At 71.2% G+C, this 24797-nt stretch carries 26 protein-coding genes and 1 pseudogene; 15 read left to right on the top strand and 12 right to left on the bottom strand.

Annotated features, from left to right (window positions below; all coding sequences use genetic code 11):
* Window position 1: 1 nt before the first annotated feature.
* The 13 genes from ACIGEZ_RS16345 to ACIGEZ_RS16285 all read left to right on the top strand — a co-directional run bounded on the left by ACIGEZ_RS16345 (window position 2) and on the right by ACIGEZ_RS16285 (window position 11028).
* Window positions 2-610, top strand: coding sequence for a GNAT family N-acetyltransferase (locus tag ACIGEZ_RS16345; protein ID WP_399831392.1), 609 nt, complete (start codon window positions 2-4; stop codon window positions 608-610).
* 146 nt (window positions 611-756) lie between these two features.
* Window positions 757-1326 (top strand): GNAT family N-acetyltransferase, encoded by a 570-nt coding sequence (locus ACIGEZ_RS16340; protein ID WP_399831390.1) that lies wholly within the window; start codon window positions 757-759, stop codon window positions 1324-1326.
* A gap of 210 nt (window positions 1327-1536) precedes the next feature.
* Complete coding sequence (locus ACIGEZ_RS16335; RefSeq protein ID WP_352077884.1) at window positions 1537-1620, top strand: putative leader peptide; 84 nt, start codon at window positions 1537-1539, stop codon at window positions 1618-1620.
* A gap of 126 nt (window positions 1621-1746) precedes the next feature.
* Window positions 1747-3444 (top strand): nitrite/sulfite reductase, encoded by a 1698-nt coding sequence (locus ACIGEZ_RS16330; RefSeq protein WP_399831388.1) that lies wholly within the window; start codon window positions 1747-1749, stop codon window positions 3442-3444.
* On the top strand, window positions 3441-3620 hold the full coding sequence (locus tag ACIGEZ_RS16325) for a hypothetical protein (RefSeq protein WP_399831385.1): 180 nt from the start codon (window positions 3441-3443) through the stop codon (window positions 3618-3620). The genes ACIGEZ_RS16330 and ACIGEZ_RS16325 overlap by 4 nt, the downstream gene beginning before the upstream one ends.
* Window positions 3617-4324, top strand: coding sequence for a phosphoadenylyl-sulfate reductase (locus ACIGEZ_RS16320; protein ID WP_399831383.1), 708 nt, complete (start codon window positions 3617-3619; stop codon window positions 4322-4324). The genes ACIGEZ_RS16325 and ACIGEZ_RS16320 overlap by 4 nt, the downstream gene beginning before the upstream one ends.
* On the top strand, window positions 4324-4890 hold the full coding sequence (gene cysC, locus ACIGEZ_RS16315) for an adenylyl-sulfate kinase (protein ID WP_399831380.1): 567 nt from the start codon (window positions 4324-4326) through the stop codon (window positions 4888-4890). The genes ACIGEZ_RS16320 and cysC overlap by 1 nt, the downstream gene beginning before the upstream one ends.
* Window positions 4887-5822: a sulfate adenylyltransferase subunit CysD gene (gene cysD / locus ACIGEZ_RS16310; RefSeq protein WP_399831377.1), complete on the top strand. Its 936-nt coding sequence runs from the start codon at window positions 4887-4889 to the stop codon at window positions 5820-5822. The genes cysC and cysD overlap by 4 nt, the downstream gene beginning before the upstream one ends.
* Window positions 5822-7165 (top strand): sulfate adenylyltransferase subunit 1, encoded by a 1344-nt coding sequence (locus tag ACIGEZ_RS16305; RefSeq protein WP_399831374.1) that lies wholly within the window; start codon window positions 5822-5824, stop codon window positions 7163-7165. Before cysD ends, ACIGEZ_RS16305 begins: the two co-directional genes overlap by 1 nt.
* A 204-nt stretch (window positions 7166-7369) precedes the next feature.
* Window positions 7370-8476 (top strand): aliphatic sulfonate ABC transporter substrate-binding protein, encoded by a 1107-nt coding sequence (locus ACIGEZ_RS16300; RefSeq protein ID WP_399831371.1) that lies wholly within the window; start codon window positions 7370-7372, stop codon window positions 8474-8476.
* 35 nt (window positions 8477-8511) lie between these two features.
* Window positions 8512-9309, top strand: a complete 798-nt coding sequence (locus tag ACIGEZ_RS16295) for an ABC transporter ATP-binding protein (RefSeq protein ID WP_399831369.1) — start codon at window positions 8512-8514, stop codon at window positions 9307-9309.
* Window positions 9296-10189, top strand: coding sequence for an ABC transporter permease (locus ACIGEZ_RS16290; RefSeq protein WP_399831367.1), 894 nt, complete (start codon window positions 9296-9298; stop codon window positions 10187-10189). Before ACIGEZ_RS16295 ends, ACIGEZ_RS16290 begins: the two co-directional genes overlap by 14 nt.
* Before the next feature lie 2 nt (window positions 10190-10191).
* On the top strand, window positions 10192-11028 hold the full coding sequence (locus tag ACIGEZ_RS16285; RefSeq protein WP_399831364.1) for a sirohydrochlorin chelatase: 837 nt from the start codon (window positions 10192-10194) through the stop codon (window positions 11026-11028).
* Here ACIGEZ_RS16285 and ACIGEZ_RS16280 read toward each other — a convergent pair.
* From ACIGEZ_RS16280 to ACIGEZ_RS16250, 7 genes and pseudogenes are all read right to left on the bottom strand, one after another.
* Window positions 10935-11498, bottom strand: a pseudogene (locus ACIGEZ_RS16280) (TIGR03086 family metal-binding protein); the annotation flags it as partial. The gene ACIGEZ_RS16285 and the pseudogene ACIGEZ_RS16280 overlap by 94 nt on opposite strands.
* Window positions 11499-11671: 173 nt before the next feature.
* On the bottom strand, window positions 11672-12235 hold the full coding sequence (locus ACIGEZ_RS16275) for a DUF1697 domain-containing protein (protein ID WP_399831361.1): 564 nt from the start codon (window positions 12233-12235) through the stop codon (window positions 11672-11674).
* Window positions 12236-12309: 74 nt separating this feature from the next.
* A complete protein-coding gene (locus ACIGEZ_RS16270) occupies window positions 12310-13524 on the bottom strand; it encodes a S8 family serine peptidase (RefSeq protein ID WP_399831358.1) in 1215 nt (404 codons plus the stop codon).
* Window positions 13525-13715: 191 nt separating this feature from the next.
* Entirely contained in the window at window positions 13716-14909 is a 1194-nt protein-coding gene (gene mgt, locus ACIGEZ_RS16265) for a macrolide-inactivating glycosyltransferase (protein ID WP_399831355.1), read from the bottom strand.
* 40 nt (window positions 14910-14949) lie between these two features.
* Window positions 14950-16260: an ABC transporter substrate-binding protein gene (locus ACIGEZ_RS16260; RefSeq protein WP_399831352.1), complete on the bottom strand. Its 1311-nt coding sequence runs from the start codon at window positions 16258-16260 to the stop codon at window positions 14950-14952.
* The gene (locus ACIGEZ_RS16255; protein ID WP_399831350.1) at window positions 16257-17099 is read right to left on the bottom strand and encodes a carbohydrate ABC transporter permease; all 843 of its coding nucleotides are present in this window, start codon (window positions 17097-17099) and stop codon (window positions 16257-16259) included. Before ACIGEZ_RS16255 ends, ACIGEZ_RS16260 begins: the two co-directional genes overlap by 4 nt.
* Window positions 17096-18031, bottom strand: coding sequence for a carbohydrate ABC transporter permease (locus tag ACIGEZ_RS16250; RefSeq protein WP_399831347.1), 936 nt, complete (start codon window positions 18029-18031; stop codon window positions 17096-17098). The genes ACIGEZ_RS16255 and ACIGEZ_RS16250 overlap by 4 nt, the downstream gene beginning before the upstream one ends.
* 149 nt (window positions 18032-18180) lie before the next feature.
* Here ACIGEZ_RS16250 and ACIGEZ_RS16245 point away from each other — a divergent pair, with 149 nt between their 5' ends.
* Window positions 18181-19038, top strand: a complete 858-nt coding sequence (locus ACIGEZ_RS16245; protein WP_399831344.1) for a phosphotransferase enzyme family protein — start codon at window positions 18181-18183, stop codon at window positions 19036-19038.
* A 45-nt stretch (window positions 19039-19083) separates the two neighbouring features.
* Window positions 19084-19917, top strand: a complete 834-nt coding sequence (locus tag ACIGEZ_RS16240) for an alpha/beta fold hydrolase (protein ID WP_399831342.1) — start codon at window positions 19084-19086, stop codon at window positions 19915-19917.
* Between the two features lie 161 nt (window positions 19918-20078).
* Here the strand turns inward: ACIGEZ_RS16240 and ACIGEZ_RS16235 are convergent, their stop codons facing one another.
* The 5 genes from ACIGEZ_RS16235 to ACIGEZ_RS16215 all read right to left on the bottom strand — a co-directional run bounded on the left by ACIGEZ_RS16235 (window position 20079) and on the right by ACIGEZ_RS16215 (window position 24709).
* Window positions 20079-20792: a 3'-5' exonuclease gene (locus ACIGEZ_RS16235; RefSeq protein ID WP_399831339.1), complete on the bottom strand. Its 714-nt coding sequence runs from the start codon at window positions 20790-20792 to the stop codon at window positions 20079-20081.
* On the bottom strand, window positions 20789-21067 hold the full coding sequence (locus ACIGEZ_RS16230) for a hypothetical protein (protein ID WP_399831336.1): 279 nt from the start codon (window positions 21065-21067) through the stop codon (window positions 20789-20791). Before ACIGEZ_RS16230 ends, ACIGEZ_RS16235 begins: the two co-directional genes overlap by 4 nt.
* Before the next feature lie 75 nt (window positions 21068-21142).
* Window positions 21143-22396, bottom strand: coding sequence for an SAV2148 family HEPN domain-containing protein (locus tag ACIGEZ_RS16225; protein WP_399831333.1), 1254 nt, complete (start codon window positions 22394-22396; stop codon window positions 21143-21145).
* A 128-nt stretch (window positions 22397-22524) separates the two neighbouring features.
* Window positions 22525-23826 (bottom strand): copper amine oxidase, encoded by a 1302-nt coding sequence (locus ACIGEZ_RS16220; protein ID WP_399831330.1) that lies wholly within the window; start codon window positions 23824-23826, stop codon window positions 22525-22527.
* A 49-nt stretch (window positions 23827-23875) separates the two neighbouring features.
* Entirely contained in the window at window positions 23876-24709 is an 834-nt protein-coding gene (locus tag ACIGEZ_RS16215) for a Tat pathway signal sequence domain protein (RefSeq protein WP_399831327.1), read from the bottom strand.
* Window positions 24710-24797: the final 88 nt, after the last annotated feature.

Here is a 24797-nt window from a genome sequence, read left to right as displayed (position 1 = left end):
TATGGCGATATCGAACATGCCCAGAACGGCAGTGACCGACGATGCCCCGGCGATCAGCCGCTCCCTGGCCCGCGCCTTCGACGACGACCCGATGATGCGCTGGTTCTTCCCTGAGGACGCCACGCGTGTGGCGTCGCTCGGCGGCTACTTCAGCACGATCTTCACCCGGCAGTACGCCCGCAACGCGGTGTGCGAGCGGACCGAGTCCGCGGCGGCCTTCTGGGTGCCGCCGGAGGCGCAGGCGAAGGCGGTGCCGGACGCGGAGACCATCCAGGAACTGATGATCATCCTCGGCGACCGGGCCGGGGCGTTCCGGGACGCCGTCGAGGCGGCCGCCTCGCACACGCCCCGGGAACCGCACTGGTATCTGGCACTCCTCGGCGCCGACCCGGCCGCCCAGGGCACGGGGCAGGGCGCGGCCCTGCTGCGCTCGGGGCTGGCGAAGGCGGACGCGGCGGGCCTGCCCGCGTACCTGGAGTCCTCGAAGGAGGCCAACCTCTCCTTCTACGAGCACTTCGGCTTCACCGTGCGCGAGGAGCTGGAGCTGCCGGGCGGCGGGCCGGTCCTGTGGGCGATGTGGCGCGAGCCGCGCCACCCGGCCGGGGCCTGACGGGACCCGCCCCTGGGGCGCGGCGCAGGCCGCGCCCCAGGGGCACGGGGTCCCGACTGTCCGTATGGCGGACACTGTGTCCGAGTGCACCCGGTTCGTGTCCGCCATCGGTAGGAATCCCGGGCTCCGCATGATGCGATAAGCCCATGAGCATCACTCTCACCACCTGGTCCCTGGAACAGACCTCGCCGTCCGATCTGCGCCCCTCCCCCGCACCGGAGGGCCAGGACGTGAAGGTCGTGCGCGCCGAGGTGCCCTCGGCGGAATTCAGCCGCTTCCTCTATACGGCGGTCGGCGGCGACATCCAGTGGACCGACCGGCTGTCGCTGACCTACCCGCAGTGGCGGGAGATCGTGGAGAAGCCGGGCGCCGAGATCTGGGTGGCGTACGAGAAGGGGACGCCAGCCGGCTACGTGGAGCTGGACCCGCAGCCGGACGGTGTGGTGGAGATCGTCTACTTCGGCCTGATCCCCGCCTTCCGCGGCCGGCGGATCGGCGGGCACCTCCTGTCGTACGGAGTGGAGCGCGCCTGGGATCTGGCCGAGCGGTGGCCCGACCGGGAGCCGACCAAGCGGGTGTGGCTGCACACCTGCTCGCTGGACGGCCCGCACGCGATGGCCAACTACGAGCGCCGTGGCTTCCGGCTCTTCGACACCAAGGTGGAGCAGGTCGCGGAGGGCGAGAACCCCGGCCCGTGGCCGGGTGCCCACGGCTGAGCCGCCGGCCTCCCGCGCCTGCCGCGGCCGCCGCCCACGCCCGAGCCGCCGGCCGGCCGCGAACCGCCTCCGGCCGCCACCCGCCAAAGGGGCCCTGAACTGGGCCCCTTTCGCGTGACCCATGCCACACCATCTCGCTGAGCGAGACACTCTTGTCCACATCCTGGACGATGCTGGACTGGGTCCAAACTCCCGTGACACGCTTCCGTCATGTCTGGAACTGGAATTGCCTTGGTGAGTCGGCGGCACGTCGACCTAGGCCGCATGTCCAGCGCCATGTGTTCGGCGCGCTGAGAAAACCAGCACCGCCGCACATCTCTCTTTGAAGTCCTGTCTCTGCGCACTGCCGCGCCACCTCCGATCCCAGCGCGAGTGTGCAGGTCAGAGCCGCCCTCTCGCAGTCCCGAAGGACATATCGCCATGGCCGCCACCCCGGAAAACCCCACTCCCGCCGCCGCACGCCGCAAGACCGGGCGCCACCGTGGCGAGGGTCAGTGGGCCGCGGGGCACTTCACCCCGCTGAACGGCAATGAGCAGTTCAAGAAGGACGATGACGGTCTCAATGTACGGACACGTATTGAGACGATCTACTCCAAGCGTGGATTCGACTCCATCGACCCCAACGACCTGCGCGGACGCATGCGCTGGTGGGGCCTGTACACCCAGCGGCGCGAGGGCCTGGACGGCACCAAGACCGGTGTCCTGGAGCCGGAGGAGCTGGACGCCGAGTACTTCATGCTCCGCGTCCGCATCGACGGCGGCCGGCTGACCACCGAGCAGCTGCGGGTCATCGGCGAGATCTCCCAGGAGTTCGCGCGCGGCACCGCCGACATCACCGACCGGCAGAACGTCCAGTACCACTGGATCCGCATCGAGGACGTCCCGGAGATCTGGAACCGCCTGGAGGCGGTCGGCCTGTCGACCACCGAGGCCTGCGGTGACACCCCGCGTGTCATCCTCGGCTCGCCCGTCGCCGGCATCGCCGAGGACGAGATCATCGACGGCACGCCCGCGATCGACGAGATCTACCGGCGGATCGTCGGCAACAAGGACTTCTCCAACCTGCCGCGCAAGTTCAAGTCCGCGATCTCCGGCTCGCCGCTGCTCGACGTGGCGCACGAGATCAACGACATCGCCTTCGTCGGCGTGAACCACCCGGAGCACGGTCCCGGCTTCGACGTCTGGGTCGGCGGCGGCCTGTCCACCAACCCCAAGCTGGGCGTCCGGCTCGGCACCTGGGTCTCCCTGGACGAGGTGCCCGACGTCTACGAGGGCGTCATCTCGATCTTCCGCGACTACGGCTACCGCCGGCTGCGCACCCGCGCCCGCCTGAAGTTCCTCGTCGCCGACTGGGGCCCGGAGAAGTTCCGCCAGGTCCTGGAGGACGAGTACCTGCAGCGCAAGCTGCTCGACGGCCCCGCCCCCGAGCAGCCGGCCGGCCGCTGGCGCGACCACGTGGGCGTCCACAAGCAGCAGGACGGCCGCTACTACGTGGGCTTCGCCCCGCGCGTCGGCCGGGTCGACGGCACCACCCTGACCAAGATCGCCGAGATCGCCGAGGCGCACGGTTCGGGCCGGCTCCGTACCACCGCCGAGCAGAAGATGATCGTCCTGGACATCGAGGAGGGACAGGTCGAGTCGATCGTCTCCGCCCTCGAAGCCCTGGACCTGCGGGTCAACCCCTCGCCGTTCCGGCGCGGCACGATGGCCTGCACCGGCATCGAGTTCTGCAAGCTGGCCATCGTCGAGACCAAGGGCCGCGGCGCCTCGCTCATCGACGAACTGGAGCGCCGCATCCCGGAGTTCGACGAGCCGATCACCATCAACATCAACGGCTGCCCGAACGCCTGCGCCCGCATCCAGGTCGCCGACATCGGCCTCAAGGGCCAGCTGGTCCTGGACGACGACGGCAACCGGGTCGAGGGCTACCAGGTCCACCTCGGCGGCGCGCTCGGCCTGGAGGCCGGCTTCGGTCGCAAGGTCCGCGGCCTGAAGGTCACCTCGGCCGAGCTGCCCGACTACGTCGAGCGGGTCCTCAAGCGCTTCCAGGAGGAGCGCGAGGCCGGCGAGCGCTTCGCCACCTGGGCGTCGCGCGCCTCCGAGGAGGCCCTGTCGTGAGCGAGCGGGCCGCCCCCTTCTACTGCCCCTACTGCGGGGACGAGGACCTGCGTCCGAGCGAGCAGGGCCATGGCGCATGGGAATGCGCCGCGTGCAGCCGAGCCTTCCAGTTGAAGTTCCTGGGGCTGCTCGCCCCCGGGACTCCGAGCAACCACTCTGGGAGGGAACAGATATGACGATCACTCAGGACGCGACCGCGGCCGACCTGAAGGCACTCGCCGAGCAGGCCGGCCGCGAGCTGGAGGACGCCTCCGCGCTGGAAATCCTCCAGTGGGCCGCCGACACCTTCGGCAAGACGTTCTGCGTCACCTCCTCCATGGAGGACGCGGTCGTCGCCCACCTCGCCTCGCGCGCCATGCCCGGCGTGGACGTCGTCTTCCTCGACACCGGCTACCACTTCCCCGAGACGATCGGCACCCGTGACGCCGTCGACGCGGTCATGGACGTCAACGTCATCACCCTGACCCCGCGTCAGACCGTCGAGGAACAGGACGCCGAGTACGGGCCGAAGCTGCACGACCGCGACCCCGACCGGTGCTGCGCGCTGCGCAAGGTCAAGCCGCTGGAGGAGGGCCTGACCGCGTACCGCGCCTGGGCCACCGGGCTGCGCCGCGACGAGTCCCCGACCCGGGCGAACACCCCGGTCGTCGGCTGGGACGAGAAGCGCCGGAAGGTGAAGATCTCCCCCATCGCCCGCTGGACCCAGGACGACGTCGACGCCTACGTCCTGGAGCACGGTGTGCTCACCAACCCGCTGCTCATGGACGGTTACGCCTCCGTCGGCTGCGAGCCCTGCACCCGCCGGGTCCTCGAGGGCGAGGACGCGCGGGCCGGCCGCTGGGCCGGCCGGGCCAAGACGGAATGCGGGCTGCACGGCTGATGACCACCCTCGACACTTCCCAGGAGAACCACGTGACCGGTGCCACCATCTGGCTCACGGGCCTGCCGAGCGCCGGCAAGACCACGATCGCGTACGAGCTGGCCGGACGGCTGCGCGCGGAGGGCCACCGCACCGAGGTCCTCGACGGCGACGAGATCCGCGAGTTCCTCTCCGCGGGCCTCGGCTTCACCCGCGAGGACCGGCACACCAACGTGCAGCGGATCGGCTTCGTCGCCGAGCTGCTCGCCTCGCACGGGGTGCAGGTCCTGGTCCCCGTCATCGCGCCGTACGCCGACAGCCGCGAGGCCGTCCGCAAGCGCCACCAGGCGGAGGGCACGGCGTACGTCGAGGTCCACGTGGCCACTCCGGTGGAGGTGTGCTCGGTCCGCGACGTGAAGGGGCTCTACGCCAAGCAGGCCGCCGGCGAGATCAGCGGCCTGACCGGCGTCGACGACCCGTACGAGGCGCCCGAGACGCCCGATCTCCGGATCGAGTCCCAGAACCAGACCGTGCAGGAGTCCGCGGCGCAGCTCCACGCGCTGCTCACCGAGAGGGGTCTGCTGTGACCACCGTCGCTCATCTTCACGACAGTACGGACAGCCCGTTCGCGCTGTCGCACCTCGACTCCCTGGAGTCCGAGGCCGTCCACATCTTCCGTGAGGTGGCGGGCGAGTTCGAGCGGCCGGTGATCCTCTTCTCCGGCGGCAAGGACTCCATCGTCATGCTGCACCTGGCGCTGAAGGCCTTCGCCCCCGCGCCGGTGCCCTTCACGCTGCTGCACGTCGACACCGGGCACAACTTCCCCGAGGTCATCGAGTACCGCGACCGCGTGGTCGCCGAGCACGGGCTGCGGCTGCACGTCGCCTCCGTGCAGGACTACATCGACGCGGGCAAGCTGCGCGAACGCCCGGACGGCACCCGCAACCCGCTGCAGACCGTGCCGCTGACCGAGGCGATCCAGCAGCACCGCTTCGACGCCGTCTTCGGCGGCGGCCGCCGCGACGAGGAGAAGGCCCGCGCCAAGGAGCGGGTGTTCAGCCTCCGCGACGAGTTCTCCCAGTGGGACCCGCGCCGCCAGCGGCCCGAACTGTGGCAGCTGTACAACGGCCGGCACGCCCCCGGCGAGCACGTCCGGGTCTTCCCGCTCTCCAACTGGACCGAGCTGGACGTGTGGCAGTACATCCAGCGGGAGAAGATCGAGCTCCCGGAGATCTACTTCGCCCACGAGCGCGACGTGTTCCAGCGCAACGGCATGTGGCTGACGGCCGGCGAGTGGGGCGGCCCGAAGGACACCGAGAACGTCGAGACGCGGCTCATCCGCTACCGCACCGTCGGCGACATGTCCTGCACCGGCGCGGTCGACTCCGACGCCACCACGCTGGACGCCGTGATCGCCGAGATCGCCGCCTCCCGGCTCACCGAGCGGGGCGCCACCCGGGCGGACGACAAGCTGTCCGAGGCCGCGATGGAAGACCGCAAGCGCGAAGGGTACTTCTAATGAGCACGTCCACCGAGCAGCCGCCCGCCGAGCTGGCGGCCACCACCCTGCTGCGCTTCGCGACCGCCGGGTCGGTCGACGACGGCAAGTCCACCCTGGTGGGCCGGCTCCTGCACGACTCCAAGTCGGTCCTCGCCGACCAGCTGGAGGCCGTCGAGCACGCCTCGCGTTCACGCGGCCAGGAGGCCCCGGACCTGGCGCTGCTCACCGACGGTCTGCGGGCCGAGCGTGAGCAGGGCATCACCATCGACGTGGCGTACCGCTACTTCGCGACGCCGCGCCGCCGGTTCATCCTCGCCGACACCCCCGGACACGTGCAGTACACCCGGAACATGGTGACCGGCGCCTCGACCGCCGAGCTGGCCGTGGTCCTGGTCGACGCCCGCAACGGCGTGGTCGAGCAGACCCGCCGGCACGCGGCCGTCGCCGCCCTGCTGCGGGTGCCGCACGTGGTCCTGGCCGTCAACAAGATGGACCTCGTCGACTACGCGGAGCCCGTCTTCGCCGCGATCGCCGAGGAGTTCACGACGTACGCCTCCGAGCTGGGCGTCCCGGAGATCACCGCGATCCCGATCTCCGCGCTCGCCGGCGACAACGTGGTGGAGCCGTCCGCCAACATGGACTGGTACGGCGGTCCGACGGTCCTGGAGCACCTGGAGACGGTCCCCGTCAGCCACGACCTGACGGCCTGCCACGCGCGCTTCCCGGTCCAGTACGTGATCCGCCCGCAGACCGCCGAGCACCCCGACTACCGGGGCTACGCGGGCCAGATCGCGGCCGGCGCGTTCCGGGTCGGCGAGCAGATCACCGTGCTGCCCTCGGGCCGTACCTCGACGATCACCGGGATCGACGCGCTCGGCGAGTCCGTGGACATCGCCTGGGCCCCGCAGTCGGTGACCATCCGGCTCGCGGACGACATCGACATCTCCCGCGGCGACCTGCTCGCCCCGAGCGGGGACGCCCCGGCGACCAGCCAGGACATCGAGGCCACCGTCTGCCACGTGGCGGACCAGCCGCTCAGCGTCGGCCAGCGGGTGCTGCTGAAGCACACCACCCGTACGGTCAAGGCGATTGTGAAGGAGATCCCGTCCCGGCTCACCCTGGACGACCTCTCCCAGCACCCGAACCCCGGGCAGCTCGTCGCCAACGACATCGGCCGGGTCAAGGTCCGTACCGCCGAGCCGCTCGCGCTCGACGCGTACGCCGACTCCCGGCGTACCGGCTCGTTCCTGCTGATCGACCCGGCGGACGGCACGACGCTCGCGGCGGGCATGGCGGGCGAGTCGTTCGCCACGTCCAAGGCCGTCGTGACCGTGGACGACGAAGAAGGGTGGGACTTCTAGATGAACCAGGGCTTCTACGCCACCTTCGCCAAGGAGGGCGGCCGCGTGGGCTCCGGTGCCCTCGGTGCGGGCCGGGGAGGTGTCGCGCGATGTGCGTGCTGACCTCCGTGCGCCGCTGCGGCGGCGCGATGCCGCTCCACCCGCTCCACCCCGAACGACATAAACGCAGACTTCGAAGTCGCTGAATCGAGGGGAACACCTCCCGTGCCTGCCACCACCCGTACCACCCTGCGCCGCGGCCTGGCCGCCGCCGCTCTGCCCCTGCTGATCGGGGCGCTCGCCTCCTGCGGCTACGGCTCCCAGGCCAAGAACGACGAGAAGAAGGTGGCAGCGGAGGGCGAAAAACTCTCCTCCGACACCGTACGGCTCGGGTACTTCCCCAATCTGACGCACGCCACGGCCCTCGTCGGCGACCAGGAGGGCATCCTCCAGAAGGAGCTGGGCGGCACCCAGCTGAAGGTGTCGGCCTTCAACGCCGGCCCGTCCGAGATCGAGGCGCTCAACGCCGACTCGATCGACATCGGCTTCATCGGCCCCTCGCCGTCCATCAACGGCTACACCAAGTCCAAGGGCACCAACCTGCGCATCGTCGGCGGCGCGGCCTCCGGCGGCGTGAAGCTCGTGGTCAACCCGGACAAGATCAAGAGCGTCGCCGACGTCAAGGGCAAGCGGATCGCCACCCCGCAGCTCGGCAACACCCAGGACGTGGCCTTCCTCAACTGGGTCTCGGAGCAGGGCTGGAACGTCGACGCCCAGAGCGGCAAGGGCGACGTCTCGGTGCTCCGCACGGACAACAAGGTGACCCCGGACGCCTACAAGTCCGGTTCCATCGACGGCGCCTGGGTGCCGGAGCCGACCGCGTCGAAGCTGGTCAGCGAGGGCGCCAAGGTGCTGCTCGACGAGTCGGAGCTGTGGCCGGACAAGAAGTTCGTCATCACCAACATCATCGTGTCGCAGAAGTTCCTCAAGGAGCACCCCGACGTCGTCGAGGCGGTCCTGCGCGGTTCGGTGAAGACGAACGAGTGGATCAACGCCAACCCGGAGAGGGCGAAGGCCTCCGCCAACGCCAGGCTGAAGGAGCTGAGCGGCAAGCCGCTGGGGGCGAAGGTGATCGACGGCGCCTGGCCGTCCATCCAGTTCGTCGACGACCCGCTGGCCGCCACGCTCCAGGCGCAGGCCGACCACGCGGTCAAGGCCGGTCTCCTCAAGCAGCCCGACCTGAACGGCATCTACGACCTGAAGCCGCTCAACAAGGTCCTGAAGGCCGCGGGCAAGCCCGAGGTGTCCGACGCCGGTCTCGGCGTGAAGTAACGAAGTCCGCAGCCCATACCCAGGAGGTGACGACCATGGCCACGACCACGACGCTCGCCAAGGCCGAGGACCGCGTCGCCGCGGCCGGTCACGCCGCGCGCATCGAGCACGTCTCGAAGTCCTTCGGCGGCCCCGCCGGCGGGCAGCTCGTCCTCGACGACATCTCGCTCGATGTCGCCCCCGGCGAGTTCGTCACCCTCCTGGGTGCCTCCGGCTGCGGCAAGTCCACCCTGCTCAACCTGGTCGCCGGGCTCGACCGGCCGTCCGCGGGGTCCATCGAGACCCCCGGCGGCCGGCCGGCCCTGATGTTCCAGGAGCACGCCCTGTTCCCGTGGCTGACCGCGGGCAAGAACATCGAACTCGCCCTGAAGCTGCGGGGCCTGCCGAAGGCGGAGCGCCGCCCGGAGGCCGAGCGGCTGCTCGACCTGGTGCGGCTCGGCGGCTCGTACGACAAGCGGGTGCACGAGCTGTCCGGCGGCATGCGCCAGCGGGTCGCGCTGGCCCGGGCGCTCGCCCAGGACAGCGATCTGCTGCTGATGGACGAGCCGTTCGCGGCGCTCGACGCGATCACCCGGGACGTGCTGCACGACGAGCTGACCCGGATCTGGCGGGAGACCCGCCTGTCGGTCCTCTTCGTCACCCACAACGTGCGCGAGGCCGTGCGGCTGGCCGAGCGTGTCGTCCTGCTCTCCTCCCGGCCGGGCCGGATCGCCCGGGAGTGGACCATCGACATCCCGCAGCCGCGCCGGATCGAGGACGCCGCCGTGGCGGAGCTGTCCGTCGAGATCACCGAAGAACTGCGTGGGGAGATCCGCCGCCATGGCCAGCACTGAGACGACCACCGCCGCCGTCAAGGCCGACGACCTCGCCGGCCTGGAGGCCGGACTCGACGCGCTGGACAGCGTGCAGGTCCGCCGGGCCCCGGTACGCGAGGTCCTCCTGAAGAAGGTCCTGCCGCCGGTCCTGGCCGTCGTGCTCGTGGTGGTGGTGTGGCAGCTCCTGGTGACCCTGAAGGTCACCGACGAGACCAAGCTGCCGGCGCCCGGCGCGGTGTGGGACAGCCTGACCACGATGTGGCTCGAGGGCACGCTCCTCGACGTCCTGTGGACCAGCGTGTCCCGGGCCCTGCTCGGCTTCCTCTTCGCCCTGGCCATCGGTACGCCGCTGGGCCTGCTCGTCGCCCGGGTGGGAGTGGTGCGCACGGCGATCGGCCCGATCCTCTCGGGTCTCCAGTCGCTGCCCTCGGTGGCCTGGGTCGCACCGGCCGTCCTCTGGCTCGGCCTCAACGACAGCATGATGTTCGCGGTGATCCTGCTCGGCGCGGTGCCGTCCATCGCCAACGGCCTGGTGGCCGGCGTCGACCAGGTGCCGCCGCTGTTCCTGCGGGCCGGGCGGACGCTGGGCGCGACCGGGCTCAAGGGTGCCTGGCACATCGTGATGCCGGCCGCGCTGCCCGGCTACCTCGCGGGCCTGAAGCAGGGCTGGGCGTTCTCGTGGCGCTCGCTGATGGCGGCGGAGATCATCGCCTCCTCGCCCGACCTGGGCCTGGGCCTCGGCCAGCTCCTGGAGAACGGCCGGAACAACTTCGACATGCCGGGCATCTTCCTGGCGATCATCCTGATCCTGCTGGTCGGTGTCGCCATCGACCTGCTGATCTTCAGCCCGCTGGAGCGCGCGGTCCTGCGCCGCCGCGGCCTGCTGGTGAAGGCCTGACGATGACCGGACCCGTCCTCCTCGTCATCGCCCACGGCAGCCGCGACCCGCGGCACGCGGCGACCGTCCAGGCTCTGGTGCGCCGGGCCGGCGCGCTGCGGCCGGGGCTGCGCGTGGAGACGGCGTTCCTGGACTTCAACCTGCCCTCGGTGACGGGGGTGCTCGACCGGCTCGCCACGGAGGGCGTGCGGGAGGTGGTGGCGCTGCCGCTGCTGCTGACCCGCGCCTTCCACGCCAAGGCCGACATCCCCGCCGTACTGCGGCAGGCCCCGCCCGGCCTGCGGATCCGCCAGGCGGAGGTCCTGGGCCCCTCGCCGCTGCTGATCGCGGCGGTGGAACGGCGGCTGTACGAGGCCGGGCTGACGCCCGGCGACAAGAGCACGACCGGGGTCGTCCTGGCCTCGGCGGGCTCCACAGACCCGGAGGCGATCGCAGTGATCGCAGAAACGGCGCGGGAGCTGCGGCGCACCGGTTGGTGCTCCGTGCGACCTGCGTTCGCCTCCGCATCCCTTCCCCGCACGGACGAGGCGGTACGGGCGCTGCGCGCCGACCCTGGCGTCCGCCGGGTGGCCGTGGCCCCGTACGTGATCGCCCCGGGCCGCCTCCCGGACCGCATCGCGGCAGGCGCAGCCGACGCCGACACCCTCGCGGACGTCCTCGGCCCTTCTCCCGAACTGGCCCGTCTGCTTCTCGAACGTTACGAGGAGGCGGTCCCGGTCCCGCAGCCGGTGGCGGTCGCCGGCCAGGGCCTGCGGCCGCTCGCCGCGAGGGCGCGGGTGAGGGCGTCGGCGTCGTTCGGGGCGGGGATCGGATCGGCGAAGCCCTCGTACTCGCGGTAGAGCTTCGCGTACCGCTCGACGACGTCGAGCAGGAAGGTGCCCGTCTCCTCCGGCACCGTGAAGTCCTGGCCCGTCGTGCGGGCCAGGTCCCAGCCGTGCAGGGCGAGTTCGGCTACGAGCATGGCGGCGATCTCACCGGCCGGCACCGTGCTGCCGCCGAGGTCCACGTCCCCTTCCCATGCCTCGGGGCGCTCCCAGGCCGCGAGCGCGCGGTCGAGCTGGGCCGCGTACCGCTCGGCCCAGTCGGGGTCGGCGGTGAAGTCGCGGCGGCTGGTCTCCTCGGGGAGTTCGGTGCGCAGGGCACGGTGTTCCAGGCCGTGCGCGGTGTAGAGGACCAGGTGGTTGGCGAGCTCGCGGGTCGTCCAGTCGGCGCAGACGGACGGCCCCGCGAGCTGCTCGGGGGTGATGCCGCGCGTGATGCGGGCGGCTTCGGCGGCGCAGGCGGCGAGGTGGGCGTGGGTCTCGTTCATGTTCTCGACCCTAGGGAGCGCGGCCCGTCCGGTCTTGAATTTTCGCGACAGCCGGTCTCGGGCGAAGGCGCGGCCGGGGTCGAGGGAGAAGGCCACGGTCGTCGTCATAGGGAAGCCTAGGCGGGGGTGGACCTGAGCAGGGGGCCGTTCGACGCCTTGTCGACCGGGCCACTTCAGCTCTGGGGCGCGGTCATCTCCGCCAGTTTGGCGACCGTGTTCCAGTTGCGCGCGGTGACGGTGACGTCCTTGTGGAGGGCGGGGCGGGACAGGGCTTCGCCGAGCTTGGAGCGGCCGAGGCCCTCGGGGGCGTAGAGGTAGAGGACGCGGTCGCCGAGTGCGAACGCCTCGGGCAGGAAGGAGTCCCGGTCGAGTGCGGCGTAGCGCTCCTCGGTGACGGGGCCGGAGAAGTAGAAGGCGTGCAACTGCTTGCCCTCCAGTTCGGCGGCCGGGAAGGGGCAGTCGGCGGCGACGGCGGTGAGGTAGGCGTGGTCGCGGACGAGGCAGTCGACGCGGAAGCCGAAGTGCTTCTCGATGGCCGCCTCGATGGCCGCGGCGAGTTCCTCGTCGGTGTCTCCGCCGTCAGTGGGCTCCGTGGTGAAGACGGCGTTGCCGCTCTGGAGGTAGGTCCTCACGTCCCGGTGGCCGAGCTCTTCGAGGACGGAACGGAGCTGCGCCATGGGGACCTTGCGGTGTCCGCCGACGTTGATCCCGCGCAGCAGGAGGGCATAGGTCGTCATGGGCACACCATAGGGCGACCGCCGCGCCCCGTGGGGGAGGGCACGGCGGTCGCCGGTTCGGTGGGTGGTGTCCGCTACTCGACGATCTTCAGGAGTCGGTTCGCGGTGCCGGGGCTGGGGTTGCTGATCTTGTCCGCGGTGGCTCCGGAGACGAGCGCCTCGGCGACCTTGTCGGGGGTCGCGTCGGGGTGAGCCGCGAGGTAGACGGCGGCGGCGCCGACCACGTGCGGGGTCGCCATCGACGTACCGGAGATGGTCTTCGTCCCGGTGTCGCTGTCGTTCCAGGCCGAGGTGATGTCCGAGCCGGGGGCGTACAGGTCCACGACCGAGCCGAAGTTGGAGAAGCTGGACTGCTCGTCGTCCTTGGTCGAGGAGGCGACGGTGATCGCCTCCTGGACGCGGGACGGGGAGCCCTCGCCGGCGTCGGAGGACTCGTTGCCGGCGGCGACGCCGAAGGTGACGCCGGCGGCGATGGCCTTCTTGACGGCCTCGTCGAGGGCCGGGTCGGCGCCCCCGCCCAGGCTCATGTTGGCGACGGACGGGCCCTGGTGGTTCTTGGTGACCCAGTCGATGCCGGCGACGACCTGCTCGGTGGTGCCGGAGCCGCTGTCGTCGAGGACGCGCACGGCGACGATCTTCGCCTTCTTGGCGACGCCGTGCGAGGCGCCGGCGATGGTGCCCGCGACATGGGTGCCGTGGCCGTTGCCGTCGGAGGCGTCGTCGTCGTTGTCGACGGCGTCGAAACCGGAGCTGGCGCGGCCCTCGAAGTCCTTGTGCGTGGTGCGGACTCCGGTGTCGATGACGTACGCCGTGACGCCCTCGCCCGCGCTGTCGGGGTAGGTGTACTTGGCGTCGCCCGCCGTGTCGGTCTGGTCGACCCGGTCCAGACCCCAGGACGGCGGGTCGGCCTGGGTGGCGTTGATGCTGAACTTGCGGTTCTGGACCACCTTGGCGACGGCCGGGTCCGCGGCGAGGCGCTTGGCCTCGGTCTCGGTGAGGCCGTTCACGGAGAAGCCGTTCACGGAGGAGTCGTAGCTACGGCGCAGGTTCCCGCCGTACTCCTTCGCAAGTTCGCTCTTGCCCGCCTGGTTGGTCGTCTCGTCGAGCAGCACGACGTAGCTGCCCGCGACGGCGCCCTCGACGCCGAGTCCGTACACCGTTCCTTCGGCGGGCGTGGGGGCCGCACCGGCGAACGACGTGGTCAGGACGGTGATTCCGGCCGCGGCCGCCAGTGCGGCGGCGCCGGCGACGAGCTTCGTCCTGCTGCGGTCACGCTTGTGTATTGCCATGAAGAGGGGTCTCCTCGTCAGGATTTGTGGGGGGTTGAGCCATCGGAAGGAAAGTCTCCGGTAGCTGCTTCGAAACCCTGACCGATTGACGAGTGCAAATCAAGGCCTTCACAATCCTGTGACTTTTTCAACAAGCTTTCTTAATAAGGAAATAGGGCGAGTCCACTCAACTCGCCCTACTGGTCAAGGAGTTAACCAATCTCCGCCTCGATCAGATCGGCCGCCCGGCTCGTTCCGCCCTCCCGTGCCATCGACTCCTTGATCTCCCGCCCCCTGCGGGCCACTTCGGGGTCGGCGACCAGAGCGAGCACCGCCTCGCGCAGCCGCTCGGGCGTGACCTCCTCCATCGGCAGATGACGCGCGACGCCCAGCGCCTGGAGCATGTCCGCGTTGCCGAACTGGTCGACCGCCTGCGGGACGGCGACCATCGGCGTCGCGGTCGCAAGCCCCTCCTGACTGCCGCCCGCACCCGCGTGGGTGACGAAGGCATCGGCCTCCTTCAGGATCGCGGGCTGCGGGACCCACCGGTGCACCTCGATGTTGTCCGGAACCTTTCCCAGTTCGGCCGGATCGACGAACTTGCCGATCTGCAGCACCACATGCCAGCCCTCGAGGCCGCCGAAGGCCTCGACACAGTCCCGGTAGAACGCCGGCTGCTTGGTGTAGGAGGACCCGAGCGAGACGAGGAGCAGCTTCTCGGCCGCCGCGGGCCGCCGCCACTCCCCCGGGTCGGCCTGCTCGCTCCGGCAGGCGCCGACGAAGGTGAAGACGGACTCGTCCACCCGGTCGGCGTGCGGCTGGAGCGCCCTCGGTATGAGCACGAGCCCGCGGCGCGGGCGCCCCACGAACGGGTCGGGATGGGTGTCGACGCCGTGCGCGGCGAGCCACTCCTCGAACCGGGCGTAGTACGCCTTGCCGCGCGGCGAGGCCTTGAGCTCGGCGTACATCGGCTCGGCGACCTCCTCCTCGTATCCTACCCAGGGGACGAGATTCGGCCAGAGGGAGACGGCGGGGACGCCCCAGGTCCGGGCGAGGACACGGGCCGGGTACGAGGTGATGTCGTGCAGCACCAGATCGGGCCGGTCGCGGTCGAAGGCGTCGGCGAGCTGCGGGAGGGCCTGGATCGCGTCGGCGAGGAACGGCTCGATGTTGTCGATGAGTTCGGTGCCCCAGGCGTCGGGGTCGTCGTCGGTCGGCAGGGTGGAGCGGTAGACGACGGGGGTGGCGCCGGTCGCGGCGACCTTGTCGGCGAAGGCGGCGGGGATCGCGTAGCTCACGCGGTGGCCGCGGTCGACGAGTTCGCGGATGACGTCGAGGCTGGGGTTCACATGGCCGTGGGCGGCGATGGAGAACATGGCGACATGAGAGCGCGGGGTCGTGGTCATGACCCTCACATTAGACAAGACGAAACGTCTCGTCTAATGCTTATCCGCGCTGATAGCGGGCCAGGACCCGGTTGCCGTCCTCGACCAGACGCTTCCTCAGCTCGGCGGTGCCGATGGCGCCGCTGTAGTACTCCTGGAAGGCGGGGGTGGCCACCTTGTCCTTCCACTCCGGGTAGCCGCGCACCGACTGCGCGGGCGCGGGCCGCAGCTGCCGGGCGACCGCGGCACCGGTGGCCCAGCCGTACGCGGGGGTGTGCAGGGCCGGGTCCGCGAGGGCGGCGGTGGAGGTGGGGAGCATCCAGTCGCCGAGGGCGAGCCGGACCGTGTTGCGGGGTTGCAGGAAGAAGTCGAGGAACTGCGCGGCCTCCTTCTTGTGGGGGCTGTCCTCGGCGATGGAGAGGGTCTGCGGGCTGACGCCCTGTGCGAGTCCACCGGCCCCGGCCGGGGCGGGCAGCACGATCCAGTCGAAGCCCTCGGGCGCCTGCTGGACGATCTGCTGGCGGTACGAGAAGCCCAGCGGGACCATCGCGTACTTCCCGCCGAAGAAGCCGGGCAGGGTGTCGGAGCCGCCGCTGCCGAGGGTGGAGCGGGAGGCGGTGCGGTCGGTGTCGACCATGGCGCGGATGGTGCCGGGCACGACCGCGTCGCCCTCGTCGAAGCGGAGGGTGACCTTGCCGTCGGCGCCGCGGTGGAAGAGCCGGCCGCCGGCCGACAGGCCGAGGTTGAGGGAGACGGAGACGGGTTCCTTGAGGGGCCAGGCGACGGCGTACCGGCCCTCGCCCATGGCCGCGGTCAGGTCCTTGGCGGTCTGCCGGAACTCCGCCCAGGTCCAGGGCCGTTCGGCGGTCGGGACGCGGACGCCGGCGTCTGTGAGGATCTTCCGGTCGGCCATGATCATGCGCGGTTCCTGGAGGAACGGCACGCCGTAGATCCCGTCGCCGAAGGTGGTGGTCTGCCAGCTGTGCGCGGGGATGTCGGAGCGCAGCCGCTCCGGCAGCAGGGGGCGCAGGTCGGCGAGGTAGCCGCCGTAGGCGAAGTCCGCGAGGTCGTCGGAGGCGTCGTGGATGAGGTCGGGAGCCTCGCCGCCCTCGAACGAGGTGAGCAGCTGGTCGTGGACGGAGTCCCAGCTGCCCTGGACGTAGTCGACCTGGATGCCGGGGTGGGCGGCGTTCCACTCCTCGACCAGCCGCCTGTTGGCGTCGACGGACTCCTTCTGCCAGGCGAGGGACTGGAAGCGGAGCCGGATCACCCCGCCGGCGCCGTCACGGGGTCCGTCGGCGGTGCAGCCGGTGCCGGTGAGCAGCAGGGCGAGGGCGGCGAGCGCCGCACCGAGCACCCGAAGGCGCCTCATGACTTCACCGCCCCGGCCAGCATGCCGCCGGTGATCCGGCGCTGGATGACGGCGAAGACGACGAGCGAGGGGAGGGTGGCGAGGAAGGCCGCGGCGGCGAGCGGCCCGAGGTCGGCGACGCCCTCGGCGCCGAGGAAGTGGGTGAGGACCACGGGCAGGGTCTGCTGCTCGGGGGTCTTGAGCAGGACGAGCGCGAAGAAGAACTCGTTCCACGCGGTGATGAAGGCGAAGAGCGCGGTGGCCACGATGCCGGGGGCGAGCAGCGGGGCGGTGACGGAGACGAGGGTACGGAGCCGGCCGGCGCCGTCGACGGCGGCGGCCTCCTCGAGCTCCACGGGCACGGCCCGTACGTATCCGGTGAGCATCCACAGCGCGAAGGGCAGCGACCACACCACGTACACGAGCGTCAGGCCCGCGAGGCTGTTGACGAGGTGGAGGTTCTTGAGGATCAGGAAGAGCGGGATGATCAGGAGGACGAAGGGGAAGGCCTGGCTGACCACGACCCAGCCGGTGGCGGCGGCGGTGAGCCGCGAGCGGTGGCGGGCGAGGACGTAGGCCATGGGGGTGGCCACGAGGACCGCGACGAGGGCGGCGGCGAGCGCGGCGAGCAGGCTGTTCCCGGCGGCCCGGAGCAGCGGCTGCTCGTCGAAGGCCTGCCGGAAGTTGTCGAGCGTGGGGTCCTGCGGGATCCAGGTGGGGTGCAGGGAGCCCAGTTCGGTGGCGGGCTTGAAGGCGGTGGAGACCAGCCAGAGGAAGGGGAAGGCGAGGAAGACCAGGTACGCGAGGAGTGCGAGGTACTGGCCGAACCGCGCGGGCCCGCTGGTGCGGAAGGCGCTCACCGGTCCTGGTCCCCCTTCAGCCGTCCGACGAGATACAGGGCGAGGAGTACGGAGACGACGGCGACCATCACGCAGCCCATGGCGGCGGCGTAGCCGAACTGGCCGTAACGGAAGGCCTCCTCGTAGGCGAAGAGCATGGGCAACCGGGTGCGGCCGCCCGGTCCGCCGTTGGTCAGCACGTAGACCAGGGCGAAGGAGTTGAAGTTCCAGATGAAGTTCAGGGCCGTGATGGCGAGGGCGACGGGCCGCAGGGCGGGCCAGGTGACGGTGCGGAAGCGCTGCCAGGCGCCGGCGCCGTCGAGCGCGGCGGCCTCGTGCAGTTCGCGCGGGGTGTTCTGGACGCCCGCGAGCAGGGCGACGGTGGTCTGCGGCAGGCCCGCCCAGACACCGACCACGATCACGGCCGGCAGGGCGGTGGCGAGTCCGCTGAGCCAGGCGCGGCCCTCGCCGAGGCCGAGGTCGCGCAGGGTCTCGTTGAGGATGCCCGCGTCGGGGTTGTAGACCAGCCGCCACATGATGCCGACGACGACCTCGGGCATCGCCCAGGGGACGATCGCCAGCGCCCGGGCCAGCCAGCGCAGCCTGAGCTTCTGGTCGAGCAGGAGCGCGAGGCCGAGGGAGAGCAGGAACTGGGGGACGGTGACGCCGACCGCCCACAGCAGGCCGATGCGGAAGGACTCCCAGAAGAGGGTGTCGTGGGCCAGGTCCTGGAAGTTGAGGCCGCCGATCCAGCGGGTGGCCTGGGTGCGGCCGGACTGGGCGTCGGTGAAGGCGAGCGCGATGCCGTAGAGGAGCGGGCCGACGCTGAGGACGAGGATCGGCAGGAGGGCGGGCAGCACCAGGAACCAGGCACCGTGGTCCCGGCTCGGTCGTGGCACCTTCTCGGGGGTGGTGCGACCTGCGGACCGCTTCGTGGCGGTCACCACACTCATCGATTTCGCCCCCTCTGCACGGTTTCGCCACCTTGCATCGGACTCGGTCATCGTCCTGACGGACCGTCGGTTCGTCAAGGTGACCTGCACGGATGCGAGACTTTGGCGGAATCGCACCTACTGGTGGACCTGCTGTTGGGGAGAGAACGATGGACGAGGCCCGGGCACGGGAGATCCTGGCCGCCACGGGGTTGCCGGAGGCGGACGCGGCGCTGCTGGCCCTGGGGGAGAACGCCGTCTTCGCCGTCGGCGAGCTGGTCGTCAAGGTCGGTCGCGACGCCGAGCTGCTGCCGAGGGCCGAGCGGGAGCTGGCCCTTGCCGGCTGGCTGGAGGGCGCCGGCATCCCCGCCGTACGGGCCGCGGAACCCAAGCCGCGGGTCGCCGAGGGGCACCCGGTCACCCTGTGGCACCGGCTGCCGGAGGCCGTACGGCCCGCCGAGCCGCGCGACCTCGCCCCGCTGCTCCGGCGGATCCACGCCCTTCCCGAGCCGGCCGGCCTCACCCTGCCGCGCCGGGAGCTGCTCGGCGGGGTCGAGCGCTGGCTGCGGCTCGCGGGCGACGCGATCGACCCGGCCGACGCGGCCTTCCTGCGCGAGCGGCGCGACTCCTTCGCCCCGGCGGCCGCCGCGCTCACCCCGCACCTGACGCCGGGACCGATCCACGGCGACGCGCTCCCCCGCAACGTCCATGTCGGCCCCGAAGGCCCGGTCCTGGTGGACCTGGAGACCTTCTCCTCCGATCTGCGCGAGCACGACCTGGTGGTCCTCGCCCTCTCCCGGGACCGCTACGGCCTCGACCCGGCCGCCTACGACGCCTTCACCGAGGCCTACGGCTGGGACGTGCGTGCGTGGGAGGGCTGCACGGTGCTGCGCGGGGCGCGGGAGACCGCGAGCTGCGCCTGGGTGGCCCAGCACGCGCCCACCAACCCCAAGGCGCTGGCCGAGTTCGAGCGGCGGGTGGCCTCGCTGCGGGACGGCGACGCCGAGGTGCGCTGGTACCCGTTCTGACATCATGGCGGGGACCGAATTCCCATGTCATGACGGGGTGTTGCGATGCGTGTCGAACTGTCCGAGGTGACCCTGGACGTCGAGGTGACCGGCGAGGGACCGGCCGTGCTGCTCGTGCACGGCTTCCCGGACTCCCACCACCTGTGGCGCCACCAGGTGCCCGCGCTGGAGGCCGCCGGGTACCAGGTCGTCACCCCCACCCTGCGGGGCTTCGGCGCGTCCGACCGGCCGGACGGCGGCCCGGAGGCGTACCACCCGGGGAAGCACGTGGGGGACCTCCTCGAGCTGCTCGACCGGCTGGAGATCGAGCAGGCCCATGTGGTCGGCCACGACTGGGGTTCGGGCATCGTCCAAGGCCTCGCCCAGACCGTGCCGGACCGGGTGCGGAGCCTGACCATCCTGTCCGTCGGCCACTTCGCGGCCATCCGGGACGCCGGCTGGGAGCAGAAGCAGCGCTCCTGGTACATGCTGCTCTTCCAGCATGCGGGCCTGGCCGAGAGCTGGCTGACGCACGACGACCACGCGAACCTGCGCGGCATGCTGGCCGAACACCCCGACGCCGAGGCCGTCCTGGAGCCGCTGCGGGCGCCCGGGGCGCTGACGGCGGCGCTGAACATCTACCGCTCGGGCGTGCCGGCCGAGGTCCAGTTCGCGCCGGCGCTCCCGCTGCCCCCGCTCCCGGCCCCGGTCCCGGTGCTCGGCGTGTGGTCCACCGGCGACCGCTTCCTCACCGAGGAGTCCATGGCGGACACCGCCAAGCACGTCGCGGGCCCCTGGCGCTACGAGCGCGTGGAGGACGCGGGCCACTGGCTCCAGCTCGACCAGCCGGAGCGGCTCAACGCCCTGCTCCTCGACCACCTGGCCCAGCACACGAACTGAGGGCCATCCGGCCCGCTACCGCCGGACCGGCCCTGAGCGAGGACGTGGTCCAGCTCGGAGACGCCCTCACGGTGAAGATCGTGGAGGTCGACCTTCCACGTCGCCGGGTCACTCTCTCCCACCTGCAGGCGCTCGCGCCCGGAGAGGGCTGACCGGCGCGGTCATCCGCTCCGGGGAATGAGCGGCCAGGCCGGCTCGACGACTGCCGTCGGATCCACGGCACGCCGCAGATAGGCCTGCAACGACACCGACTGTTCGGCCGCCGCACGCACCTGAAGGTCGTGCAGATCCGCCAAGGGCATCAGGCCCACGGGCTGGTGCTTCTCGCCCATGCGTCGCACCACGCGGGCGGCGGCCACGGCATCGGCCCTCGCATCGTGCGCGTCGTCGAGCGACACCCCGTAGTGAGCACACAACGCGTGGAGGGCCCGCTTGCCCTTCCGGTACTTGTCGATGTGCTTGTCGATCACCAGTGGATCGATGACGGGCGAAGGCACACTGCCCAGCCGCTCGCTGATCGACGCGACCTCGTGCCGCCGGCACTCGCGATCCAGCAGTGACAGGTCGTAGCGTGCGTTCATCACCACCAAAGGCGTCCCCGAGCGCAGCCCCTCGGCTACGGCCTGCGCGATCTCTTCGATGGTTGAAGCTGCCGGTGCTCCGTGCTCGCGGGCATGCTCCGTCGAGATGCCATGGATCGCCGACGCCTGCTCGGGTATGGCTACTCCGGGATTCAGCAGCCAGGTCCGTTCAGCCGAGACGGCCCCGGCCGCATCCAGGCGCACGACCGCCGCCGTCACGATGCGGTCGGTCTCGACGTCGGTGCCCGTGGTCTCCAGGTCGAAGGCCACCAACGGCCCGCTGATCCAGCTCATCGCGCAGCCGCCGTTCCGGCGTGGGCTTCCAGTCGGCGCCGCGCCTCGCCATGGGACACCTGCGACGTGCCTGGTGCGGGTGCACAGAACGAGGCGCATGCCTGCGCCGGGATGTGGATGCCGGGGTCGGCGAGCCATTCCTGCTGCCGGACCACCCGGTCGCCGTGGCCGCCGTGGACGCCGACGATCGAGGCCGTGGCGATCCGGGCCTCCAGCGCGTCGGTGCCGGTCGTCTCCAGGTCGAAGCCGGCCGGCTCTTCCCCGTACGAAGCCATCGGGTCCTCCTTACGTGATCTCCCCCGTGGTGATGGACACCCTCGCACGCCCCACTGACAATCCGGCCGGGAGCGTCAGGAGACCGGCCGGGAGTCGAGCCACACGGACTCGAATTCCTCCCGGTATGTCGCGAAAAGTCCGTGTTCCGCGTCACGATCGGGGCTCTGTCCGGCCCGCACCACGTTCCGTCCGCCGCCCCGCAGCACCAGGACCGGCGCCTCCATGCCGCGTGCCTTGCGCAGATACGACTGGACGACCGCGAGCCCGTCCGGCCCGTCCCCGTCGACCAGGTAGGCGGTGAAGCGCGGGGTCTCGTCGAAGACGTGGATCTGGAAGGCGCCCGGGTCGCGCAGCTTGGAGCGGACCCTGCGCATGTGCAGGATGTTCATCTCGACCGCGCGGCTCAGCTCGCCCTTCTTCAGGCCGAGTTCCCGCTCGCGCCGCTTGACCGCGCTGCTGGCCGGGTTGAGGAAGAGCAGCCGGATCCGGCAGCCGGACTCGGCGAGCCGGATCATGCGCCGTCCGGAGAAGTTCTGCACGAGCAGATTGAGACCTATGCCCGTGGCGTCGAGGCGCCGGGCGCCGCCGAACAGGTCCTCGGCCGGCAGCTGCCGCTGCAGCCTGACCCGGTCGGGGTGGACGGAGACCACGTCCGCGTAGCGGTCCCCCACCAGGTCCTCGACGGCGTCGACCGGCAGCCGGTCGGCCGAGGGCACCCCCGCCCCGCTCCCGAGGATCTCCAGGAGCCGGGCGGAGGCCCGCTCGGACTGGGCGAGCACGGTCAGCGACAGGGCCCGGTTGCGGGAGACGACGTTGCGGGTCACCTCCAGCTCGTCGAGCGCCAGCTCGACCTCGCGCCGGTCGTCGAAGTACGGCTCGAAGCACGGCCAGTGCTGCACCATCAGCTCGCGCAGCTGCGGGAGGGTCAGGAAGCTGAGAACGTTGTCGTCGGCCGGGTCCAGCAGATAGCCCTTGCGCCGCGAGACCTCCCGGACGGCCACGGCCCGCTGGACCCACTCCTGGCCGGCCGGTCCCGCCGCGGCCACCACCCACTCCTCGCCGTGCACCGGCTCGTAGACCGGCCGCAGCACCGCCGCGACCACCGCCCGCAGCCGCTGTTCGACGAGATTCAGCCAGATGTAGGCGCGGCCGGCCCGCTGGGCCCGGGTGCGCACCTCGCTCCACGCCTCCGCGCCCCAGTCGAGCTCCGCCCCGATCTCCACGGGGCGGGCGACGGACACCGCACCGGGCGGCACGTCCACGGGGTCCGCAGGACCCGATTCGTGGCCCGCGTCCCCTGGGGGCAGCTCCATACCTCCCGAGCTCACCCGCGCACCGCCTTCTGCTCCGGACACCCGTTCCGGCCGAGTGGATTACCTTCTGACAACTCCGACAACGATCAAGGAAGGGTACTCCGGTAGCGGGAGGCGATGCAGCAGGATCGGCCGTCCGTTGCTCAACTGCCCTGATTCGGTGCGCCGTTCTGGTCGGCGAGATCGGCCGGAGTGAGCGGATTCATAGCGGTTACGTCCCTGGGCGCGAGCTGGAAGCCCTGCCAGTGGACCGGCATCGGCTGCTGGTCCTCGTCCCTGGCGATGTGGTGGAACCCGATGTTGACCCACACGGACGGGTTGGTCAGCGTCTCCCCGTTGACCCACTTGTCCACGCTGTCCGGGGCGTTGCGGCCGCAGTCGAGGATGTTGTTGCTGGCGAACTGCTCGCAGGGGCGTGCCTGGGTGAAGTAGACGTCGTGCTTGGTGAAGCCGCGCCCGGCATGGGTGTTGGAGTGGCCGGGCACGATCTCGTACGAACGCGGGTGGCCGTCCTTGTTCTTTCCGGTCGCGCTCACCACCCGCCACCAGCGCATGTTCTTCGCGTCGCCGGCGAGCTCCTTGGTCACGGCGGTGCGGGTCGTCTTCACGGTCGGTCCGCCGCCGCCCTGCGGCGGCGCGGTGACCTTGGAGTCGTACTGCTCGATCCGGCCCCTGGAGTCGCCGTCGAGGCCGAAGTCCAGCTTCCAGAAGACGTTGTGGGCGTGGCTGGTGGCGTAGTCGCGGGCGCCCTTGCCGATGGGCCAGCCGCGGCCGTCGGTGGCGTTGTAGTCGCCGGGCGACAGGCTGCCGGTGGCGCCGACGTTGGCCGCGATGGTGCCGTCGGAGGAGAAGCGCCACTCGGTGATGTACTCGTACCAGGCGACCTTGTTCACGGTGTAGACGAGCAGGTCCTTGCCCTGGGCCTGCCAGACCTTGGTGCCCTCGTCGTTGGCCATGCGGTAGGCGTGGCCGCGGGCCCGGGTGGTGGTGCACAGGCCGTTGACCTTGCCCGAGTCGGGCACCTTCACGGAGGTGATGGTGCCGCCGGGGCACTCGCCGGGCTTCAGGTTCTGCAGGCCCCAGCCGAAGCCGGCGCCGGTGAGGTCGTCGTACTCGGCGTTGCCGTCGTCGTACGGCACGTGGATCTGGGCGAGCTTGGCGCTGCCCAGGACCCGGATCGGGGCGGGCTCGCCGGGCGGCTGGTAGGTGACCTTGTCCAGGACGAGCCCGGAGTCGGTGTCGTAGCGCCAGCACATCCGCCACACGGTGCCGCCGTCCAGCTTCTGCTGGATGCGGTACGCGGCGGAGCAGTCGGCCGGCGGCGGGGCGGGGGCGGCGCTCACGGGCGTGGCGGCCGTGGTGGTGGCGACGGTGGTGCCGAGCAGGGCGCCGGCGGCGAGGACGGCGCCCCGCCTGCGGGCACGCCGAAGTCGCGATATGGACATGGGTGCGTACTCCCTCGGTACGGACGTGCGGTGTGGGCCGGGCCGGTGGTCAGCCGACGCGGGTGACGGTCCTGGCGCTGAGGTCGACGATCAGGTTGCGGGTGTCGATCCATGAGCCGTTGAGGACCTTGGTGACCAGCCGGACGCAGCGGTGCTCGCCGCACGGGGCGAGCTGCGCGGGGACGTTCGCCTCGCGGTAGGTCCGGTAGACGTCACCGTTGAACCAGAGCTGGGCGGTGGAGGTGAGCTCCTTGCCGGTGGAGTCCTTGTAGTCCTCCTTGACGCCCTTGCCGAGCGGGCTGCCGAGGATGAGCTCCAGGGCCTCGCGCAGCTCCTCGGGGTGGGCGGAGGGCTGCACGCCGCGCTGGGCGCCGGAGTGCTCGACCTTGCCGGTGGCGAGGTTGACCGTGCGGGTGATGAGCTCGTCGCGGCCGTAGTCGTAGAAGCGGACCTCGGCGCGGCGCGGGCCGCCGCCCTGCTCGCCGGGGAGCGGATCGGCCAGCTCCGTGGCGAGGTGCTGGGGGCCGCGGCCCCCCTGGACGTCGCGCTGGGCGGAGGCGGCCGGCGGGGTCAGCGCCAGGGCCTCGGCCCGCTTCAGCTCGTCGTCGGTGAGCGGATCGGTGCCGATCCCCTTCTCCCCCTCGGGCGGCGCGGAGGCCAGGGCCGCGGGACCCGGCTCGGGCCCGTCGGTTCCCGCTCCCCCGCCCTGCTGCCCGGCGGCTCCGCCCGTCTGCGTGCCCTGCGCCGCGGTGCGGCCCGGCGGGGCGTCGTCGGCCCCCGCGCTGCCGGGCAGGGCCACGGCGACGGCGATCGCGGTCCCCGTCACCGCCATGGCCGTGCCGGCCACCACCTTGCCCAGGTGACGGCGCACTATTTCGTACACACTTCCCCCCTTGGTGCAGATTTTGCAGGTTCTCCGGATTTCTCCACTCTTTCTATACGGTCACCCGGTAGGACGGGTCGAAGTCCTA

Origin of the sequence: Streptomyces sp. NPDC085481 (assembly GCF_044541845.1) — a bacterium.
Classification (GTDB): domain Bacteria; phylum Actinomycetota; class Actinomycetes; order Streptomycetales; family Streptomycetaceae; genus Streptomyces.
This window is presented reverse-complemented; position numbering and strand designations above follow the sequence as displayed.